This is a genomic window from Pirellulales bacterium (assembly GCA_019694455.1).
Classification (GTDB): Bacteria; Planctomycetota; Planctomycetia; order Pirellulales; family JAEUIK01; genus JAIBBY01.
Genome location: JAIBBY010000001.1, coordinates 47,859 through 68,754, shown reverse-complemented (window position 1 = coordinate 68,754; position 20,896 = coordinate 47,859). Strand labels below are relative to the sequence as shown.

Annotated in this window: 19 protein-coding genes; 12 read left to right on the top strand and 7 right to left on the bottom strand. The window is 61.1% G+C overall.

Annotation, left to right across the window (positions count from 1 at the left end; genetic code table 11):
* Positions 1-33 precede the first annotated feature (33 nt).
* From K1X71_00265 to K1X71_00255, 3 genes are all read left to right on the top strand, one after another.
* Positions 34-870 carry a TIGR00282 family metallophosphoesterase gene (locus K1X71_00265; GenBank protein MBX7071549.1) on the top strand — a complete coding sequence of 279 codons (837 nt, stop codon included), beginning with the start codon at positions 34-36 and terminating at the stop codon, positions 868-870.
* A 126-nt stretch (positions 871-996) separates the two neighbouring features.
* A complete protein-coding gene (locus K1X71_00260) occupies positions 997-1,443 on the top strand; it encodes a DUF2752 domain-containing protein (protein MBX7071548.1) in 447 nt (148 codons plus the stop codon).
* A gap of 82 nt (positions 1,444-1,525) precedes the next feature.
* A complete protein-coding gene (locus K1X71_00255; GenBank protein MBX7071547.1) occupies positions 1,526-2,176 on the top strand; it encodes a hypothetical protein in 651 nt (216 codons plus the stop codon).
* 11 nt (positions 2,177-2,187) lie between these two features.
* On the opposite strand, the gene K1X71_00250 is transcribed toward K1X71_00255, so the two are convergent.
* Positions 2,188-3,258, bottom strand: a complete 1,071-nt coding sequence (locus K1X71_00250; GenBank protein ID MBX7071546.1) for a hypothetical protein — start codon at positions 3,256-3,258, stop codon at positions 2,188-2,190.
* Positions 3,259-3,404: 146 nt separating this feature from the next.
* On the opposite strand from K1X71_00250, the gene K1X71_00245 reads away from it, so the two are divergent.
* Positions 3,405-4,430 (top strand): alpha/beta hydrolase, encoded by a 1,026-nt coding sequence (locus tag K1X71_00245; GenBank protein ID MBX7071545.1) that lies wholly within the window; start codon positions 3,405-3,407, stop codon positions 4,428-4,430.
* A 51-nt stretch (positions 4,431-4,481) separates the two neighbouring features.
* On the opposite strand, the gene K1X71_00240 is transcribed toward K1X71_00245, so the two are convergent.
* The 4 genes from K1X71_00240 to tgt all read right to left on the bottom strand — a co-directional run bounded on the left by K1X71_00240 (position 4,482) and on the right by tgt (position 10,262).
* Complete coding sequence (locus K1X71_00240; GenBank protein MBX7071544.1) at positions 4,482-5,138, bottom strand: LysM peptidoglycan-binding domain-containing protein; 657 nt, start codon at positions 5,136-5,138, stop codon at positions 4,482-4,484.
* A 259-nt stretch (positions 5,139-5,397) separates the two neighbouring features.
* Positions 5,398-8,502, bottom strand: coding sequence for a protein translocase subunit SecD (secD, locus tag K1X71_00235; protein MBX7071543.1), 3,105 nt, complete (start codon positions 8,500-8,502; stop codon positions 5,398-5,400).
* A 20-nt stretch (positions 8,503-8,522) separates the two neighbouring features.
* Positions 8,523-8,897, bottom strand: a complete 375-nt coding sequence (gene yajC / locus K1X71_00230) for a preprotein translocase subunit YajC (GenBank protein ID MBX7071542.1) — start codon at positions 8,895-8,897, stop codon at positions 8,523-8,525.
* Positions 8,898-9,083: 186 nt separating this feature from the next.
* The gene (gene tgt / locus K1X71_00225; protein ID MBX7071541.1) at positions 9,084-10,262 is read right to left on the bottom strand and encodes a tRNA guanosine(34) transglycosylase Tgt; all 1,179 of its coding nucleotides are present in this window, start codon (positions 10,260-10,262) and stop codon (positions 9,084-9,086) included.
* A 122-nt stretch (positions 10,263-10,384) separates the two neighbouring features.
* Between tgt and K1X71_00220 the strand changes: the two genes are divergently transcribed.
* Positions 10,385-11,779: a DUF1501 domain-containing protein gene (locus K1X71_00220; protein ID MBX7071540.1), complete on the top strand. Its 1,395-nt coding sequence runs from the start codon at positions 10,385-10,387 to the stop codon at positions 11,777-11,779.
* 38 nt (positions 11,780-11,817) lie between these two features.
* Here the strand turns inward: K1X71_00220 and K1X71_00215 are convergent, their stop codons facing one another.
* Positions 11,818-13,107, bottom strand: coding sequence for a glucose-1-phosphate adenylyltransferase (locus tag K1X71_00215; GenBank protein MBX7071539.1), 1,290 nt, complete (start codon positions 13,105-13,107; stop codon positions 11,818-11,820).
* A gap of 259 nt (positions 13,108-13,366) precedes the next feature.
* Between K1X71_00215 and K1X71_00210 the strand changes: the two genes are divergently transcribed.
* From K1X71_00210 to K1X71_00190, 5 genes are read left to right on the top strand one after another with little or no spacing between them, the layout of a single operon-like run.
* Positions 13,367-14,950 carry a sodium/solute symporter gene (locus K1X71_00210; protein ID MBX7071538.1) on the top strand — a complete coding sequence of 528 codons (1,584 nt, stop codon included), beginning with the start codon at positions 13,367-13,369 and terminating at the stop codon, positions 14,948-14,950.
* A complete protein-coding gene (locus K1X71_00205) occupies positions 14,947-15,345 on the top strand; it encodes a hypothetical protein (protein ID MBX7071537.1) in 399 nt (132 codons plus the stop codon). The genes K1X71_00210 and K1X71_00205 overlap by 4 nt, the downstream gene beginning before the upstream one ends.
* Before the next feature lie 3 nt (positions 15,346-15,348).
* Complete coding sequence (locus tag K1X71_00200) at positions 15,349-15,600, top strand: hypothetical protein (protein ID MBX7071536.1); 252 nt, start codon at positions 15,349-15,351, stop codon at positions 15,598-15,600.
* Positions 15,597-16,115 (top strand): hypothetical protein, encoded by a 519-nt coding sequence (locus tag K1X71_00195; GenBank protein ID MBX7071535.1) that lies wholly within the window; start codon positions 15,597-15,599, stop codon positions 16,113-16,115. The genes K1X71_00200 and K1X71_00195 overlap by 4 nt, the downstream gene beginning before the upstream one ends.
* Positions 16,116-16,164: 49 nt before the next feature.
* Positions 16,165-18,363: a beta-galactosidase gene (locus K1X71_00190; GenBank protein MBX7071534.1), complete on the top strand. Its 2,199-nt coding sequence runs from the start codon at positions 16,165-16,167 to the stop codon at positions 18,361-18,363.
* A gap of 47 nt (positions 18,364-18,410) precedes the next feature.
* On the opposite strand, the gene K1X71_00185 is transcribed toward K1X71_00190, so the two are convergent.
* Positions 18,411-19,043: a histidine phosphatase family protein gene (locus K1X71_00185; protein MBX7071533.1), complete on the bottom strand. Its 633-nt coding sequence runs from the start codon at positions 19,041-19,043 to the stop codon at positions 18,411-18,413.
* A 221-nt stretch (positions 19,044-19,264) separates the two neighbouring features.
* Between K1X71_00185 and K1X71_00180 the strand changes: the two genes are divergently transcribed.
* Together K1X71_00180 and K1X71_00175 are read left to right on the top strand one after the other, a co-directional pair.
* Entirely contained in the window at positions 19,265-19,825 is a 561-nt protein-coding gene (locus K1X71_00180) for a sigma-70 family RNA polymerase sigma factor (protein MBX7071532.1), read from the top strand.
* Positions 19,822-20,859, top strand: coding sequence for a hypothetical protein (locus tag K1X71_00175; protein MBX7071531.1), 1,038 nt, complete (start codon positions 19,822-19,824; stop codon positions 20,857-20,859). Before K1X71_00180 ends, K1X71_00175 begins: the two co-directional genes overlap by 4 nt.
* Positions 20,860-20,896 lie beyond the last annotated feature (37 nt).

Here is a 20,896-nt window from a genome sequence, read left to right as displayed (position 1 = left end):
GCCTGGTTTGGCCGACGCGCGATTGAGGTTGCGTTGCGAATACTTCTGATCGGCGACATCGTAGGTAAGCCCGGGCGGCAAATTGTGGTCCGCGCGCTTCCGGGGTTAATTCAACGCGAGTCGCTCGATCTGGTGATCGCCAACGCCGAAAACGCCGCCGCTGGCACGGGTTTGACACCGGCAATTTACGAAGAGCTGATTTCCGCTGGAGTCGATGGCATCACGCTCGGCGATCACATCTACAAGCGGAACGAGATTATCGGCACACTCGAGTCGGAAGAGAACATCGTCAAACCCGCCAACTATCCACCCCAGGCGCCGGGCAAGGACTCGATGATCCTCACCGCCAAAAACGGCGTGCGAGTCGGCGTCGTGAGCCTGATGGGCCGGGTCTTTATGCGGCCAGTCGATTGTCCCTGGGCCGCGGCCGACCGAGTGCTCAGCCAGTTGCCCGCCGACATCAAGGTGATCGTGGTCGATTTCCATGCCGAAGCCACCAGCGACAAGCAATTGCTGGCCCGCTATCTCGATGGCCGCGTCAGCGCGGTGCTCGGCACGCATACGCATGTGCCCACCGCCGACGAGTGCGTGCTGCCTGGCGGGGCGGCGTTTCAGTGCGATGTCGGAATGACTGGCCCCTATGACAGCGTTCTCGGCCGCCGCGTCGATCGCGTCCTGGAAACCACCATCACCTTCAACCCCACGCACTTCGATGTCGCCACCGGCGACGTCCGGCTTTGCGGCGCCATGGTCGATGTCGATCCACAAACGGGCCGTGCGCTCTCGATTCGCCGCGTGCGGATCGACGAAAACGAGGCCCGCTCGCTTGCTGAATCGCTCCAGCGAAAAGCGGGCCCCGTGGTGCTCTGACGGCGCATGCAGCGTCCGTGGTGGCCTGCCGCCACTGCTATCGCGTAAACTGATGGTGCTGGCAGACGTCGGCAATCGCTCTTGCTGCTTGCCGGCGCTTTGAGTACCCTCCCGCCCGAGTTGCCTTTGTCCACGACCCAGCCCGTAGCCACGTCTGGCCGACTTTCCCGCGAAGAACGCCTGGGATTGGTTGTTGTTGGGATCGGCGCCGCCGCCATTCTGGTAGTGGCTGCCTGTCTCGATCCGAGTCCGCTTGGTTTTGGCACGCATCGACAACTGGGGTTGCCCCCTTGCACGTTTGTCGCTCTATGGAACATGCCGTGTCCGTCGTGCGGAATGACCACGGCCTTCGCGCATTTCGTGCGTGGGCATTGGCTGGCGGCGCTGCGCAGCAATGTTGGTGGCACAATTTTGGCCGCACTCGCCGCTCTGGCCGTACTGTGGGCGTTTCCTACGGCCGCTCTGGGGCGATGGATAGTTCCCTTGCCGCGCGAGCGCACTTTGATATTCTCCGCGTTCGCCCTGGTCGGCGTGGTGCTGGTCGATTGGGCGCTGCGGCTGACGTTGCGGTAACACACGACCACAGTCCAGAAGCCTTGTTGCTACACCGTTTCGTTCGCGCAGGACGCGCGGATGTCCTTTGCGAGATTCACGGATGATTCGTTCGCGTCGAAGCCTGACTTGTGCGGCGCTGGTGCTCATCGCCTGCTTGGTTCCTGCCGCTGGCTGCGTGAATACGTTGGCTGGCCTCGCCTACATCATCAAGGGCACCAATGTGCCCGCCGAGTACAAGGACCTCAAAGAGAAAAAGGTGGTGGTCGTCTGTCGCACCCCCGCCTCGCTGACCTTTGGCAACGCCAACATTGCGCGCGAGTTGACGCACGAGGTAAGCCGGCTCTTGGAGCAACGAATCAGCAAGGTTGAGATGGTCAGCGCCAGCGACGTGGAGAACTGGTGCGACGAAAACTCCTGGGATGATCCCCGCGAAATCGGCAAGGGACTCGAAGCGCAAATGGTCGTCGACATCGACCTGGAGCACTTCAGTCTCTACAAGGGACAAACGCTCTATCAAGGCAGCGCCGACTACACCGTGCAGGTGATCGACATCGAAAACGGGGGAGACGTCGTATTCAAGAAGACGCCGCCGCAATTGCTCTGGCCCCCCAATTCCGCCGTCCTCACCAGCGAAAAGCGAGAGCCCGAGTTCCGCCAGCAGTATCTCGCGGTGCTAGCTGGCGAGATCGGCGCGCTCTTCTACCCGCACGACGCCTACGATGCTTACGCGCGCGACGCCGACGCGCTCTAGTCTCGCAGCCGCTAGATCGGCGCCGTCGTGCCGGACTTTCCCTCGGTCGCGGCGCAGTCCGCTAGCGACTTCACCCGGCTGCCCAGTTCCGCCGCCACGCGCTCGCTAAACTGCATCGTGCCTAAGTCGCCCGCCAGGTCGCGGGTTCGCACCCCGTCGCGCAAGAGATCGATGACGGTGCTCTTGAGGCAGGCGCCCAATTCGCGCTGGCCGATCTCGAACAACAACATCGACACCGCCAAAAAGATCGCCGTCGGATTCGCGATGTTCTTGCCCGCAATATCGGGCGCCGTCCCGCCGGCCGGGTCGAACATCGCCAGATGCACGGTCCCCTCTGGCGTGAAGCTCAGACTGGCGCTTGCGCCAATGCCCATCGAGCCCGCCAATCCGCAGGCCATATCGCTCAAAAAGTCGCCGTACTCGTTGAGCACCAACACTACCGAGTAACGATCGGGGTGCATGATGATCTTCGCCAACAGCGCGTCGAACAATTCCTCCTGGTGGAGCACGTCAGGGAACTCGGCGGCCACTCCATGCACCACCGTTTCAAACAGGCCGTCGGTGCCCGCCTGAATTGTGTGTTTCGAGGCGCTGGTCACTGTGCGCCCCGACCGCCGCGCAAGCATGAAGGCGTACCGCGCCGCCTCCCAGCACGGTTGTCGCTCCACAATCCGCAGGCTCACGGCCGCTTCCGTGCCGATCAACCTCCCAGGATCATCGTATGTGCCGCCACGCGCCACGCGAATGATGTTGAGCCCCAACTCCTGCTTGAAGTTGGTGGCCACCCCCGGAATCGTCGACACGGGTCGGTGAATCACCGAAAAGTTGCAGAGCTTCCGCAGAATCGCGTTGGGGCTCTCCTTGGCCGTCACGGTGGGATATTTGATCGAGAAGCGATTGCGGTTCATCGCGTCGAACGCTTGCTCATAGAGCGCCGGGCCACGCGTCTCCCGGTTCTTCAAGCTCAAATCAACCGATTCAAACTCGATCTCAATCGGCAGCCGCGCGACGACAATGCGCACCGCCGCCGCAAGCTCTGGCCCAATTCCGTCTCCCAGCAATTCGGTAATCGTGTATTTCACGGCGAATGAGTCCTTTCTCGTCTGGCCCGGCGTTTGGCGCGCCGCAGGCGCGCGTGCTCTCGTAAAATGTAGCATTTTCAGTCGTGGCCGATAGCGATTCGGCGCACGCGTTGACCCTTGCTTCGTCGTCAGATTACGATGGCGGCATGGGCCCCGTGCGAATCGACACGCCAGCAGGCAATCCGATGAACTCGCGCGCCATGGCGCCGTATCCGACAGGTTGGAAACGCCACCGACCGACGCCGCTTGCCCGCGCGTTGACAGCTCTGCTCGTCACGTTGATCGTTGGCAGCGCTCACGCCCAGCAGCCAGCCAGCGATGCCAAGCCGCCGCCCCTTGAGCCGCGCGACGTCGAAATCGAGACCAAGGACGGCGTTGCGCTGCGGGCCACCTGGTACGCCAGCACCGTCGGTGAAGAGGCGGCGCCCCTGATTCTGCTGCACGCTTTGCATGGCAATCGCAACGACTTTCGCGAGTTCGCCTTGTACTTGCAGCGTGAAAAGGATTTCGCCGTGATTGTCCCCGACCTGCGCGGTCACGGCGAAAGCACGCAGCAGGAGTTGCCCACCGGAGAAATGGTGCGCCTCAGCGACAATCGTCTGCGACCACATGACTTTGCCGCCATGGCACAGCGCGATGTCGAGGCCGTCAAACGATTGCTCATTCGGCACAATAACGCGGGCGAACTCAACATCGAACGGCTGGGCATCGTCGGCGCCGAGATGGGCGCGCTGGTGGCGATCGAGTGGGCCTATCAAGATTGGATCGCCGACAGTCTGCCAACGATCAAGCAAGGTCGCGACGTGCGGGCGTTGGCCCTCCTCTCCCCGATGTCGCACTTCAAAACGCTCGATTCTCGCTGGCTGACGCAGCCACCGCTGCGTGGACAGATCGCCTTGCAGATTATCGCCGGCGCCTCAGATTCCGATGGCCTCCGCGATGCCCGCAGCATTTACAACCTGGTGCGCCGCTCCTATCTCAACGGCGGATCGGACGAACCGGCGGCGAACCAACAAGACAAACTCTTTTTCGACGTCGGCTACGACACCAGCCTGCACGGCGCCAAGATGCTTGGCAAGAAACTGGGGCTCGAAGAGCGCATCGCGAGGTTTTTCGAGTTGCAGCTAGTTGAGCCTGATTTGCCGTGGAAAGAACGGAAAAGTCCGCTCTAAACGGCTCGCGGGCGCGTTCAGACGACCGGCTGGCCGACGAGCGCTGTCAGGTTAATGCGCCGCGCCACTTGCTCGTTCACGCGCCGCCCGCAACTCGTCGGCCGAAATCTCCACCATTGGCCCCGGCTCAAAAGTCGGAACATGCAGATCCGGAATCTTCAGTTCCACGCCAATCGGCAGCACGTCCGGGCTTGTGAGCACTTCGCGATTGGCTTCGTAGATCTCCAGTCGCCGATCTTCGCTCCCCAGGTAGCGGCGCGCCAACTTGGCCAGCGTGTCGCCGTCGCCGATCTTGTGCGTGCGCGGGGGCGCTGCCTGCGCGCCGCCGGGCGCCTCGCTTGTCATTCCTTCAATCCGGTTGCTCGCCATGCGAGCCGCGATCGACCCATGATCGTCGCCGCTGTTCCATGGCGGTTCGGCGGGCAATTGATTCGCGATCTTGCCTCGATCGGCCTGCATCTCTGGATCGTTGGAGTTGGGGCGCAAGTCGACGGCGCCCTCCGCATGGGGATCGACAGGGTCGATCCGCCCCAGCAGTTGCGGTGTCGCGGGCGGACCGCTCGACGCAATGGGAGTCTCTGCGTTCGCTCCACGCTGACTTGCCGAATCGGGACCACTGATTGGCGCCGGACGTCGGAACCATAGCGCCCCACCCACGCCCGCAGCCAAGACAAGCGCGGCCACCACCACTCGCTGGTTCGATTGCATTGGCGACCTCACCTTTCCATTGCGACGGCCGCGGCGCGGAGCGCGCCACCATCTTTCTATCGGCCAGCGGTCCCGAAAGTTCACCACGTTTCGGCTGCGGCAATCAGCAATTTGTCCGCAGCCTGGCAATGCCTCACATGTGGGCAAACTAGAGCGCTCGCGCCAGTCTTAGCGACCGTGACAATCGTCATGCCGTTGCGCAACGCACTCGCTTGGCGCCGATTACGCCCGTGTCACGCGGATCGAAATGGATCGGCCGCTAGCTGGCGGCGCGCTGCAATCGGCCGACACCCGCGCCGCTAGTAGCGGCGCTGCGCCGCTTCTGCCACTCGTACAGCCAGAGCAACACTGGCGAGGCAATGTACACCGTGCTGTAGGTGCCCGCGATGCAACCAATCAACAGCGCAAACGCGAAGCCGTGAATGCCTTGACCTCCCCAGATGTAGAGGATGAACACGGTCATGAACACGGTCAGCGCGGTCAAGATGGTGCGGCTGAGCGTTTGATTGACGCTCAGATTCACAATCTCCGCCGTGATGTCGGGACTCTTGCCGCGCACCTCGCGAATGCGATCAAAAATCACGATGGTGTCGTTGAGCGAGTAGCCAATCAGCGTCAAAAACGCCGCGATGATCGGCAGATCGATTTTGAACGGATCGACCAGCAAGAAGCCCATGGATGGCGCCAGATACGAGCTAAGCGCTAAGGCGCCAAGTGTCACCAACACGTCGTGGATCAGCGCCACGACCGCGGCAATGCCGAAGATCGCCTTCTGAAATCGCAGCCAAATATAAACCACAATCAACAGTAAGCTGGCGATCATGGCGTAGATCGCTTGCTCTTGCGTGCTTCCCGCCACCTTGGCGCCAAACGACACCAGCGACGGAAAGTGCGGCCGTGACGCCAATTGCTGATCGAGCTTGGCAACTGCCTGCGTGATGCGTTCAGCCTGTCCGCCGCGCTGCGCCGCGTCGGCGGGCGCCGCGATCTTTAGCTCCCACTCGGTGGTCTGACCACTGCTGCGCCGATCGTTCTGCAGGTTGAACAACTCCAACCGCAGTCCCGACTCGGGCGTATTAGCGAACAGCGACTCAAGCTGATCACGCAGCGTCTCGTACGATGTGGCGTCGGCAAACGTGAGCTTGGCTTGGGTGCCGCCGGCAAACACGCTCTCAATCGCGCCCGTGACCGGGGTTTGGCCCAGGTTTAGCGCGCCGTCTAAGGGGGGGACAACCGGCGTTGCGGGCGCTGAAGGCGCAGGTGGGCTTGTTGTGGCGGCAGGCGTCTGGGTGGCTGGGTTAGCCTGTGCCAGTTCCAGTGCGACCGACACCCGCTGCGCCGAGCGCCGCTGCCAATAGTTGGCCATCTCCGCCGCCAACGATTGCTCAGGATGCGTCGCGCTGGACTGTTGTTTCTCGTCGGCCTTTGCAGGCGCAGTGGCCGGAATCTCCGGCGCGACGCCCTCGATCGCTCGCACCTCCGACGCCTTCACATGCTGAGTCGCCAACTTGTCGCCAAAGATCTGTACGAGCGCCTCCTGCACTTTGCTTTGATCGAGCTGCGAGGTGTTGATCTCGATGCGCTTGCCTTGCTCCTCGTTCTCAAAGCTCACGTAGTTCACCGTGGCGTCGGGCAACTCCGCGACGTGCTCGTCGATCAAATCGCGTACCTCGGCGATCTCCTGCGGTTCGTTGAAAAGCATCGTCACCTGGGTGCCGCCGGTGAAATCGATGTTCAGCAGGTTGCTCCCACGAGCGAACACCGCTGCCATGCCAATGGCGATGACCACCAGCGAGGCCACAATTGCCGGCTTGGCCACCCGCATGAAATCAAAATGCGTGACGCCGACGAATTGCCTCATCTTGAGTTGAGTGATCCAGCCTTGCCGCTCCGCGACGTCGAAGATCAACCGGGCGACGAAGGTCGCCGTGAACAAGCTCAACGACAAACCGACGAACAAGGTGACCGCAAAGCCCTTCACCTCCGCGGTGCCGATGATGTACAGCACGACGGCGGTCAAGATGGTGGTCACGTTCGAGTCGATAATCGTCGACATGGCCTTGCTAAAGCCGTTGCGTATCGCCATCCGCAAGGTCGCCCCTTTGGCTAGTTCCTCGCGGATGCGCTCGTAAATCAGCACGTTCGCGTCGACCGCCATGCCCACCGTCAGCACCAGACCGGCGAGGCCCGGTAACGTGAACGCGGCCTTGATCGTGATCATCACGGCCAGCGTCAGCAGAATGTTCAGAATTAGCGCAACGCATGCCACAATGCCCGAAAAGCGATAATAGAAGATCATGAAGAGCATGACCGCCAGCACCGAGGCTCCCATCGACAGCGCCCCGCGGCGGATGGTGTCTGGTCCCAGAGTGGCGTCGATGATCTGCACCTGTTCAGGCGTCTCGCTCAATTTCGCCGGCAACTGTCCCGCCCGCAGCACGTCGACCAAGGAGTCGACTTCCTCCTGCGTGAAACGCCCCGTAATCGTGCCGCGGTCGCTGATCGTGCTTTGAATGTACGGCGCCGAATCGAGCGTGCCGTCCAGGATAATGCCCAAATGTCGCTTGAACTCCGCGTTGGTGGGGTCGGGCAAGTTCTCCCCCGTCAGGCGGCTAAATAGTCGTGAGCCGCGCGCGTTAAACTCAAAGTCGACCGAAGGGTTGCCCGTCTCATCGTGACTGGCCGCCACCCGTCTGAGGTAGTCGCCGTTCACGTTCTGCTGGTCAATGTTCACCAGCACCTCGGTTTGTCCGCGCTCGTTCTTGCGAGTTAGCAGGTTCGGGTCGCTCCCAAGCTGCGCCGCGGCGTGTTCCGACATCGGCACCCACTCGGCCAATCGCTTGCCATCGGGCCCCAGGATTTGCACTGCGGTCTTGTTTTGCTCGGCAAGCTGCCGCGCGCGGTCGTGTCGGGTGTCGCGCGTGTCGGCCAAAATTCGGAACTCGAGCGTGCCAGCGCTGCTGATTTTCTTTTCAATCCGGTCCGCCTCTGCCCGGTTGTCCGCTTCCGGAATGATCACCTCGATGTCGTTGCCGTAGGGCCGAATCGAAACTTCGCTCGTCCCGCTCGGGTTCACTCGGCGCGTGACCGCGGAGATCAGCTTGTCCATGTCCACCGTCGTCTCGCCGATGGCGTTGTTCGGCTGGACAGAATAGATCAATTTAGTGCCGCCGCTCAGATCGATGCCCAGCTTCGGCGGCCAGCCAAAAAAGGTGATCGCTGCTCCCGCCAACGTGGCGAACAACACCAGGCTGATCTTCCACCCGTGATCCGGCATCCGCCACAACTTCGCCAGCCAAGCGCCGATCACCACCGGCAGCACGATCACGGCCAGTGTCGCAAGTACGATCAAATACGAGGACATTGCGGACTTCCTCAGTCAGTTCAAGTATTGGGTTTGGTTTCCCCGGCCTCATCGCCCAGGATGCGCGAGATCGAACTCACGGTCACTCGCAGTTTGGTGTTCGACGATTCATCGACTTTCAGCGTCACTTCGTCCGCCTCGCGGCGCACATTGAGCACCACGCCGTAGATGCCCCCGACCGTCACCACGCGATCATTCTTCTTCAGGCCCTCCAGCAATTTCTCGCGGGTTTGCTGCTCGCGCCGTTGCGGTCGAATCAGCATCAAATAGAACACCAGCCCGATAGCCGCCAGCGGAAAGAGCATGCCGTAAGGGCTAGGCCCTGGTGGGGCCGCCGGCGCGGCGCCGCCGTTTTGTGCCAAGAGCACACAACTCTCAAAGAGAAGCGCGTTCATCGAGTCTCAGAAGTTGATGCGAAGCGGTCGTGGACTGCCGACCGACTCGATCCAGCAAGGGGCCATTCTACGTCAGGCCCCACCGACCACGACTCGGCGGTTCTAGGTGAAGCCGCTCATCTTAAGCCTTTGGCTAGTAAGCAACAAGGGCAGCCAGCAGCGGTTCGACTCTCGCGCCGCCAGGCGTCATCCACCCTTTCGCCAACCGCTCAACTTGCGCTCCAGATACGGCACGAAAGCGTCGCGCTCGATGGCCTCGCGCGCTCCGCACATCAGCCGCTGATAGTATGTCAGGTTGTGTGCCGACAGTAGCACCGGCCCCAGCATTTCGCCCGCCATGAACAAGTGCCGCAAATATCCCCGGCTGAATCGACACGCCGGACATGGACATGCCGCGTCGATCGGGCGTTCGTCCCGCTCATGCTGCTTATTGCGCAGCCGCAGCGCCCCCTCGTCTGTGAATGCCAGCGCGTTGCGCCCATTGCGAGTAGGCATCACGCAATCAAACAGGTCGATGCCGCGCCGCACTCCCTCGAGCAAATCTTCGGGGCGCCCCACGCCCATCAAATAGCGCGGCCGATCGGCCGGCATCGCGGGCACGGTCACATCGAGCATGCGGTACATATCTGCGGGATCTTCCCCCACGCTAAGCCCCCCCACCGCATAGCCAACAAAGTCCAAATCCGCCAGCCGCCGCGCGCAATCGACGCGCAGATCAGCTTCCAGCCCCCCCTGCACAATTGCAAACAGCGCCTGGTCGCCGCGCTGCGCGGCATTCTGGCATCGCTTGGCCCAATGAATCGTGCGCTCCACCGCTTCGCTTAATCGCGCGCGATCGCACGGCAAGCCCACGACGTCGTCGAGCACCATTGCCACATCGCTGCCGAGCGCTTCTTGAATGGCCACTGCCCGCTCGGGAGAAAGCTCCAGCAATCGACCGTCGATATGCGAGCGAAAGGTGGCGGCTTCGTCGGTCACCCGCCGCATTTGCGCCAGGCTAAAGAGCTGAAATCCGCCGCTGTCGGTCAAGATGGGGCCATCCCAACCCATGAATCGATGCAGCCCCCCTAGTTCAGCAACGACATCTTCGCCGGGGCGCAAAGTCAGGTGATAAGTGTTTCCCAACAACATCTGCGCCCCCGTGGCGCGCACCTGATCGGGCGACATTCCCTTCACGGCGCCTTGTGTGCCCACCGGCATGAAGGCCGGCGTATCGACGTGGCCGTGCGGGGTGCAGAATACGGCTCTCCGCGCCGCGCTACCGGCATCACGGTGCTTGATCTCGAATCGAAACTCGCTGGCAGCGGTCAACGTTTGCCTTTGAATGAGCCTTAAATAGTTGAAACTTCGAATCCCTCGCGTCATTGAGTCGCAGCGCTGTCACAACTTAGCAAAGTGCCCGTTGACGGCAATCGCTCGCAACCGCCGGGCCATCTTGGCTATACTATCTCGCATACTTGCTGCCCCTGCCGCGCGAGGAATTGCCCATGACGCCGGCCCCTAAGCATCGTCACGCCGCGCACGCCTTCGAGAGTTTCAATGCTCGCCAGCGAGAGGGGCTTGTTGTTGTGCATCGTCGTGGCGTGCTCAAGGCTAGTCTCGCAGGATTGGCCGGGCTGAGCCTGCCCGGCCTGCTACGCGCCCGTGCTGCCCCCATGCCTGCGCCGCGCCGCAAGAGCGTCATTTTGCTGTGGATGACCGGCGGCCCCAGTCACATCGACACCTGGGATCCCAAACCAGAGATGCCCCTCGAGAATCGCGGCCCATTTGGCGTGATTTCCACCAAGCTGCCTGGAGTGTACTTAAGCGAGCATCTGCCCAAGCAAGCCGCCATGATGGATCGGCTGACCATCATCCGCTCGGTCGATGCTCAGTTTTCCAATCACGAGCCGAACCAGGTGTTTCAGACGGGCAATCTGGCGGCAGAACCACGCATCAATCGCGAGGCCGAGCACTATCCGGCAATCGCCTCGATCGCCGCCAAGCTCAAGGGCCCGGCCGACCCTGCATTGCCCCCATACGTGGTTCTCAATATGAAATCGCGCTCCCATTTGGCATGGGGCGGTTTTCTCGGACAAAAATACGACCCCTTCGATGGCAGCGCGGCGACTCGAATTTTTGGCCAGGTTGGGGCGGTGCCGCACGAGCGCATCCTCTCACGCCGCGAATTGCGCGCTCAACTCGATCAATTCCGTCGCGATCTCGATGAGGGTGGCGCGATGGCCGCCCTCGACGCCTTTGAACAACAAGCAGTGCGACTGGTTGCCGGCGAGCATGCCCGCGAGGCATTCGATCTCACCCAAGAAACGCAAAAGACTCGTGATCGCTACGGCGAGCATCCGTGGTGTCAGCAGGCGCTGCTCGCCCGTCGCCTGGTTGAGTCCGGGGTCAGCTTCGTCACGCTTGATCTGAGTAACCACGGCGCATCGGGCACTTGGGACACACACGGAGACAACATTCCTCCGTACGGTGGCATCACCAAGGGGTTGCAACCGCTCCTGCCGGTGTTCGATCACCTCCTCACCACGCTCGTCGCCGACCTGGAGGAGCGTGGCTTGACCAACGATGTCTTGGTGCTTGCCATGGGCGAGTTCGGCCGCACCCCCACCCTCGGCACGCAAGGCAGCACTGACGGGCGAAATCACTGGCCGCCCGTCATGTCGATGACTATTGCCGGCGGAGGATTTCGCCACGGACAGATTATCGGCGCCAGCGAGCGCGACGGCGGACACATCAAGAACCGCCCCGTTACTCCGGGTGACATCGCCGCCACCATCTATCACCACATGGGCGTACCACTCGACGCCACGTACCTCGATTTTCGTGGCCGGCCCCGATACATCGTCGAAAATGGCCAGCCAATCACCGAACTCATCGGCTGAACACGCAACGCGCCCTCGTCCAAGTGGCGCGTTTGCTATCAGTCCATCACCCAGCCGTCGCGCACCGTGGCGCCTTTCTCCACCACCACGATTCCGTCGGAGATCAAGATTCCATTGCTTTCTTCGCGCTCGGCAATGCCCTGAGGGTTGGCCAATCGCACCTTCCGGCCAATGCGGCAATTCTTATCGACAATCGCCCCCTCGATCACACTCCCTTCGCCAATGCCGATGTGCGGCGCCCCCACCGAATCATCGGCCGCCAATTCTTCTGGCGACTGAAAGCTGTCGGAGCCCATCAGCACCGAGTTGCGAATCACAACCCCCGCTCCGATACGGCAACGCAAGCCAATCACGCTGTTCTCAATCACCGCGCCCTCGCAAATCAGGCAGCCATCCGAGATCAGGCTGTGGCGAATCGTCGCGCCTTCCATGCGCGACGGAGGCAAAAATCGCGAGTGCGTGAAGATCGGCGCATTCGGCGACTCCAGATCAAAGGGTGGATTCCGCCGCGCTAGTTCCAGGTTCGATTGGTAAAAGGAGCCAATCGTGCCAATGTCTTCCCAATAGCCGTCGAACAGGTGGGCATGCACCCTTCGCGCGCGGATCGACGCCGGAAAAACCTCTTTTCCAAAATCGGCGTAGTTGGTCTTGGTGAGCACGTCCAACAACGTATCGCGGTTGAACAGATAAATGCCCATGCTCGCCAGGCACTCGCGCCCGCGACTGGGGATGCCCATCTCGTCGATCCAACTCGGCTCGGTGCGAATCATATCGACTTCAGCATCGGTCTTAGGCTTCTCCAAAAAGCCCACCACACGCCCGCTGTCGTCGATCCGCATGATGCCAAAGCCAGCCGCCTGTTGCCGGCTCACGGGCAAAGTGGCGATCGACACGTCGGCCTTGGCCTCCAAATGCGTGCGCAGCATGTCACGGTAGTTCATGTGATAAAGCTGGTCGCCCGACAAGATCAGCACGTAGTCGACGCTTTGCTCCTGCAGATAACGCAGGTTTTGCCGCACCGCGTCGGCCGTGCCCTGATACCATTCGGTGGAACCCAGCGTCTGCTGGGCTGCCAAAATCTCCACGAATCCGCCGGTGAACTGATCGAAGTTGTAGGTCTGCCGGATATGGCGGTGCAGGCTCACCGAATTGAATTGAGTCAGCACGTAGGTGCGCCGGATGCCGCTGTTGATGCAGTTGGATAGCGGGATGTCGATCAACCGATACTTTCCCGCCAAGGGCACCGCTGGCTTGGAGCGATATTTCGTCAGCGGGTAAAGGCGCGTACCGCGCCCCCCGCCTAGCACCAGAGCCAGTACATTATCCATCGCCGCGGTTCTCCCGTTTCAATTGTTTTCTCGCCGGACCGCGTCGGCGGCCCGTTCTTGTGCCGACAAGATCATGGCAGGCTGCCCATCATGGCGCCATCTAAGCACACCCTGCGCGCCAATCCAGCGCGCTACGCGGAACATACCGCCTGGCCGAATGCCGAACCTGGCGCTACGCACACTGCGCAACTCATGTTAACATCGTGCGATTCAACGCAAACGCCATGCCCTGGCCTACGACCTGATTCTTCGACCAACGATGCAAGATGCTGTCGGCAATCTCGCCGTAATCGACCTGATCATCATTGTCGCCTACATGGCCGGCATGCTGGTCGTCGGCGGCTATTTTGCCCGTTTCATCCATTCCTCAGGCGACTTTTTCCTGGCCGGCCGATCGCTCCCCTTTTGGGCGGTCGGCGTCTCGATCGTCGCCTCCGATATTGGCGCCATCGATCTCGTTTTCGGCTCCGGCGGCACCTATCGCTACGGCATCGCGCAGGCCAACTTCGATTGGATCGGCTCCATGCCGGCCGTCCTCTTCGCGGCGTTCGTCTTTGTGCCGTATTACTGGCGCGCCGGCGTCTACACTATTCCCGAGTTTCTCGGCCGCCGTTATAACGCCGGCGTCCAAACCATTCAGGCCGTGATCTGGCTCATCTTCATGTCGGCCAATGTGGCCATGATGCTCTGGACCTCGGCGGTCATCTTGCAGCCAATTCTCGGTTGGGAGCCGTGGCTCGCCATCACCGTCACCGCGATCCTCATCGGCATCTACACCGTCACTGGTGGGCTGGCCGCCGTGGTCATGACCGACGTGATGCAAGTCGTGGTGATGTTTGTCGGCACCGGCGCTTTGGTCGTATTGTCGCTGTGGGAAGCGGGCGGGCTCGGCGCGGTTGCCGCTAAGATCCAGTCGCAAGGCGGCAACGAAAACTTCTTTCGCCTCCTCATGCCGCACAGCGCCGATACTCCGTACCCCTGGACGGGCATCGTCTTTGGCCTGGGGCTCATCATGTCCACCGCCTACTTTGTCGGCAATCAAGCCGTCTTACAGCGCGCCCTCGGCGCCCGCAGCGAGTGGGATGCCAAGGCGGGCATGCTCGTCGCCGGACTATTGAAGCTGTTGATCCCCGTCTTAATGTTCATCCCTGGTCTGGCCGCGCGGGCCCTCTACCCAGAATTGGAAAAGGCCGATCAAGCGGTGCCCATGCTCGTCGCGCGTTTGATGCCACCCGGTCTCACGGGCCTGATGTTCGCCGCGTTCTTCGCCGCCATCATGTCGAGCGTCGATTCGTATCTCAATTCGTGCGTCACGGTGTTCATCTCTGATCTCTATAGCAAAGGCTACCGCGGAGTCACCGGTCGCCCCCTGTCCGACCGGCATGGCCTGATCCTCGGCCGTTGGTTCACTGTCGCGCTGCTTGTGGCTGGCTGCCTCGCCGCGCCCTGGATCGGCAAATTCGAAACGCTTTACGTCGCGCTACAAACCCTGCTCTCTCTCTTCCAAGGCCCCACACTCGCCTTGTTGCTCCTCGGCATCCTCTGGTCGCGCGCCACTGGCTGGGGTGGGTTAGCCGGGTTGATTGCCGGTGTCACCAGTAGCACGCTACTCACCATCCTGGGTGACGCCGTGTTCCCATCCGCCGAGCCGTTCCTGTTTGTTTCCATTTGGTCGTTTCTCATCACGCTGTTTGTCACCGCCGTCGTCAGCCTTGCCACCCCGCGCGAGCCGCCAGAAAAGCTGCGCGGGTTGGTTTACGGTCAAGTCCTGCACGACGAACCGGTACAACAGGCGCTCGAGCAGCGAGTGCGCAACATCGACTCCAAAGCGGGCTCGATATGAACAGTCAAGCAAATGAAAACGATTCCGCCGGCGCTTGGCAATTGTCGCTTCAGTCGCTATTGCTTATCGCGGCCGGAATCGTAGTGGCAATCACGATCGCGGTCGCGCTCATTCGCCAGCGAGAATCGGTGATCGCCGCGATGCGCGATACGCTTGGGCCACCACTCAAATCGCTGCATGCGCCGCTCGACCGCGCCCTCGACGCCGTGCCCATGTCCGTCGCCCAAGGCTGCACGATCGGGCTGTTTGTCATGGCGGCAATCTTCGCTTGGTGCATGCCGCGGCGCTACATTTATCTCGGCGCCCCCGATCAGGCCCGTTGGCGCGATCTGCGTATCTGGGCCACGTTGGTCCTCGTGCCGTACATGATCATCTACTACTGGCTGGGGATTTAACGCATGCCGCCGACCATCGATCCCCTCGTCGAGCAAAAGCAGCGCGACGCCATGACCTTTGTGCTGCTGGGCGGATTCTTCACCGTGATGGCTCTGCTTGTCCTGATCGGCACGCTTTGGACCCTTGCACGTCCCCACGCCATGGTGGTGAATCTGGTCGCCGGACTGATCCTGCTTGCCATGGGCGGCGCTATGTTCGGATTTGGCGTCCACAAGCGCCGCCTCGCAGATTACCCGCGCGAAGAACAACCGTGAACGCGCTGGTCCATTGGATAGATCGCAAGACCGCCTGGCGCCGGCTGCACCGGTCGGGCCTTTACGCATGGCTCAAGCCGCTCGCAAAAAAACGCGCGTCGAAAGCCCGGATCGAACTGACTTTGTTGCCGTACTATCTCGTGACGTTTGGAGAATCGCCGACAAAGGTGCGCTTTCTGGCGAGCGCGCAAAACGACCACGTCGCGCGCATAAGCCACGCGCGGCTCCATTGGCGCCAATGCGACGAGGAACAAGTGTTGCCCGCGATTATCACGCCACAAATGGCGGAGCAACACGCTCAGGCATTTCTCAGCCGAGCGGTCTTGGCCAGTGGCCGCTCGACGTTGGCGGCCGGCGCGCCGTCAAACACGGAGCTAATCGCCTACCCGTATTGGGTCTACTACTATCAGCGCTCGGCCGGTAAGCTAGACGCCAAATTGCTCGACGCCGTGACAGGCGCTCCCGCCGGCCCGCGCGTCAAATCCGCCTTCCTCGCCGCCATTCTCTCACACTGAGCGGCATACGGTCTCCGCCCTTACCTACGGATGAATGATCGCTAATCGCATGTCCAACATCACCTATCAAGACGGTCGATTCTACAAGGACGGACAGCCGTTCTTTCTCATTGCCGCCGACTATCCCTACTTCCGCGATCGCCGCGATAACTGGGAAGATCGCCTGCGCAAGCAAAAGGCAGCGGGCATCAATACCATCACCTTCTACATCTGCTGGCGGCACCACCTGCAATGGAAAGATGGTCGTCGCTGGTACGACTTCACCGGTCAGACAAAGGACAATCGCGATGTCGTCGGGTACATGCGCCGCATCGCCGACCTCGGACTTTACATGATCGTCAAGCCAGGTCCGTTCATTCATTCCGAACTGAACATCGGTGGCCTGCCCGACATTGTTTCGCCCAGCTTCAACCCCGGCATTCCCGCGGCACGGCGTCATCATGGCCGGCCCGCGTATTGGGGCTACGACGCCAGCATCTTGCCTGCCGCCTACGATTCCCAGGTCGATGCTCTCTGCCGCGAATGGCTCCAAGAGGCCGCCGAGGTCATCCGCCCCTTCGCGCATCCGGCCGGCCCCGTGATCGCGCTGCAACCCAACGACGAGACGCTCTACTGCACCTCAAACGATCCGCCGTGGCACATTGGCTACGAACCGTCGGGCGTCAAATACTTCCAGCAACTAATGACCGAGCGCTACGGCGACCTGGAAAACTACAATCACCTGCACGGCACGCGTCTCGACAGCCTCGACTTCATCGACCCGCCGCGACTTCAAGTGATTGCCGACGACTCGCCTACCGGTCAGGCCGTTGGACCCGACAGCAAAGAGCAGATGTTGCGCTACGTCGATTGGGCCGAGTATCAATGGCGACTGCGACGCGACAATTATTTGCGCGCCAAACAGTATCTCAACATCGATCTCCCCTACCTTACGAACTACGCCGGCATTACGCCACCGATTCAGGAGAACGTCCCTGATCAGAAGGACCATGCCCACGAGGCGATCCCCGCCGATTACGCCCCGCTCTATCCCGAATGGTGGTTCGCGATGAACCGCATCGAGAACGACGCCAACGAGTGTCACTATGGCATGATCAGTTGGCTCGGCGTGGCGGCCTACGATCGCGATGTGTTCGACCGCTACATCAACACCGCGCGCCGCGCACGCGGCATCAACATGGAGGAAAATTGGGGCTTCGGCACCCTCTACGACGCCAAAAGCCGTTATCCGCTGGTCCCCTTTTTCCAAACGCTTGCCTCGGTGGCTGGCGGCGCCACCGGTTACGTCATCTTCACCTGCGTCAACACCGAGCATTGGGAACCCTCTCTCGATCGCATCACCAAGCTGCAGTGCAATTCCTTCCCGTCGCATGCGCCGATCGACGAGCGCGGCAACCTCACGCCAATGTACGACACGGCCGGAATGCTCAACCGTTGGTTCGCCGACCACGGCGACGCCTTCTTGCAATCCGATCTGGAGATCGATTGCGCCTATCTGCTCTACGCCCCTTACGCCGCCGTCTCCTCTTGGACTCCGGACGAGCGCTTTTGGCGTCTGAAAGACCACGACATTCCCCGTTGTGGCCGCCAAGGCTTCGAAGAGTTTTCCCAGTCGCTGCAACAGGCGGGCTATGCCTTTGGCATGTTCGAGCTAGACGCGGCCAGCGACCAGCAGATGCAACACCCGCGCTCCCTGGCGATCCACAGCGCGTTCTTCATGGACCACGCCGCGCAAGACCGCCTCGCCCGCTATATCGAATCGGGCGGCAAACTTTTCATCTCAGGCGAGTTGCCCATCGTCGATCTGGAGTGGCGCCCCTGCGAGCGGCTCAAACAAGCGGTTGAAAAATCCGCCCGCGCAGGCAACGTCGTTTACGACCGAGACAACCTGTTTGCCAATGGCAAGTTCGCAGAACGGCTCGCGGCCAGCGGCATCCGTTCCAATGTCGGCTATTCCCTCGACATGCGGACCTTTGTCTACAAGCGCGCCGACGCGCACGATTACTTCATCTTCTTTTTCAACTTTGATCTCGCGGGCGAACACGAGAAACAGATCGAGTTCTATGGGCAGCGCCTGTCGCTGCGGGTCGGCTCCAAGACCAGCGGTGCACTTCGCGTTCAAGACGGCAAACTCGTCGCCTGGCTCGTGAAGGGACTCAATGAGGTGGAAGGGATCACCGCCAAGGTGCGCATCCAATACCAGGATCAGGTGGTTGAGCAGATCGGCGATTTCAGTTCGTCAGGCTGATCGTTTTTTGCCGATTGGCGATCACCCCTTGGCCATTCAGCGCGATGCTACAGATCGCCGCTGCCCGCCGCATGGCCTGCGTTCACCGCGCGCAGGTGCTGTGTTTCGTTCAGCGTTAGCAACTTCACCCGCTGTGTCCAGCCGATCCGGCTGATCGATCCGTTGATCAAACTAAAGGGATTCACCTCTGCCGGGATTTTCAATAGCGCCTTGAACGCGGCCGACAAGATGCCGCCATGCGCCACCACGGCCACATGCTCATACGGCAACTCCCGAATCGCCAGCATCACGGCCAATCCGCGTTCCATGAGCGCCCGGCGCGATTCGCCTCCCGGAATGACAAAGTCGGGCGCCTGCTCGATCCATAATCGCGCTTCGACGGGATGTGACGATTCGATTTCAGACCAGCGCAGCCCCTGAAAGATTCCGGCATGAATCTCTTTCAAGCGATCGTCGGTCTGTGGCGCCAGGCCATGACGCTGGGCGATCGGTCGAGCCGTCTCCAGTGCGCGCGACAACGGACTCGCGATGACCACGTCGATGGGGTATTGCGCAAGCTCCTCCGCCACCGCCAGGCTTTGTCGCTGCCCCAGCTCCGAAAGCGGTACGTCCAATTGCCCCTGAATTCGCCCCTCGGCGTTATACTGGCTTTCGCCATGTCGGACGCAGTACAGAATCATGCGAAGTCGGCGGCTCCATGCTAGTCGCTAAACCCTGGCGATTTTAGCGTTTGACGGGGCAATTGTGTCAGAGCGATGTGTTTTGCTGGTTCCTGAGTTAAACTGAACCGCTGCCAATACTTGCGCGACGATTCGCCTCGCCGGCCTGGCGCGCCAAATCAGCGCGGCTTGTCCCCATTTTCATACGCACGGGCAATCAACATACGGACCGTCGCAATTTCATGCAGCTTACAGAGTACGCCATCGGAATGAGCCCCAAGGATCTCTTCGAGATCCTGGTGCGCGAGCATGCCGAAATGTTGCAAATGTACCTGCGCTGCGTGGTGCGCGATCCCGTGGCCGTGGACGATTTGTTTCAGGAGACCATGCTGACCGCTTGGAAGACGCTTGAACGCTTCGATCGCAGCCGCCCGTTTGGCCCCTGGCTGCGCGGCATCGCCGGCAAGTTGGTGTTGGCTCACCGTCGGCGTTCCGCAAGAAACATGATGCTTTGCGACGAACAAGTGCTCGAACATCTGGAAGGGCGGCACGCGGCTTTGAATCGAATGCCGGGTGATACCTTGGACGACAAACTCGATGGACTGCGGCAGTGCCTGGAAACTCTGCCCACTCGCTATCGCGAGGCGGTCCGCTTGCGGTACACCGAAGGGCTGCATGGGGCCAGTTTGGCGGAAAAGCTCGAAATTTCCGGAGAGGCCACCAAAAAGCGATTGCAACGCGGTCGAGCGCGGCTGCTGGATTGCATGCAGCGCAAGCTCGCGGCCGTGGGTGAGGCGATATGAACGACGATTACGATTCGCACGACGACCACCTGAGTGAATTTGGACATGCCGACGATCTGGCCAGCCAATGGCTCGACGACGGCTTGCCCGTTGATGCCGATCAGGTTCATCCGTTGGATCAGCAGCGGTTCGCCGACCTCGCGTTTTTGAATGCCCTTCTCGAACGAGTGCATATGCCCGACCCCCGCAACAACGAAGAGCGCGTGCAGCGCGTCTTGGCGTCGATCGTCGACCAAAGCGAGTCGACCCAAACAGAATTGGCGCGTCCTGCCGTTGTGCATGCCCGGGTTTATCGCGCCCAGCGCTGGCTGTTCTCCTCAGTTTCAGCCGCGGCGATTTTGGCCGCGCTGTTCGCCTTTTATTGGACCGACCCGACTCGCACCGCGCATGCCGCCGTCCATCGCGCGCTGGTCAACGCCACCAGCTTGCAAGATCGGCAATATCGCGTCACCACCGAGGTGCGCATCTCCACGAACCATTCCATGTCGTTCGAGTCGTTTCTCACGGTTCGCGGCGGCGAGAAGTTCACGCTGCGGCATCCTGCGATGCTCGGACAAGCTTGGCTCGGCAGTAACGGAGAGGAAACCTGGGTGGTGCCCGCCATGGGGCAGCCACGCCGCGAGTCAGACCCCAAATTGGCCATCGAATGGGCCAAGAAACATGGCATCGGCCTGCCAGAAATGCACATCAGCGCGCTCATCGAGTTCTTGCAACAACAATTCGACTTGGAGCTGATGCCCAGCGAGAAACTACCGGGCGAAGACGACACGCGCTGGCAGCGTTTGCGCGGAGAACGGCGACAGTCCGACAAGGACAAGCCGCAACTGGTCGAACTCTGGGCCAATCCCAAGACCGGGGTCGCCCGCAAGATCCTGCTCGACTGGGATCGTCAGGGCGCCGATCTGGGGCTGACCCGCATCACAGTTGATCTGGTCAGCGAAGACCACGTTCCCGATAGCTGGTACGAGGCGGCCAGTCATCAGCCGCTGCCGGTGCTTCCCATCCCGCCCATCATGCCAGTGGTTGGCCCTTAGAGTCGCTGTAATCGGCAAGAACTGCTGATTCCGCTTA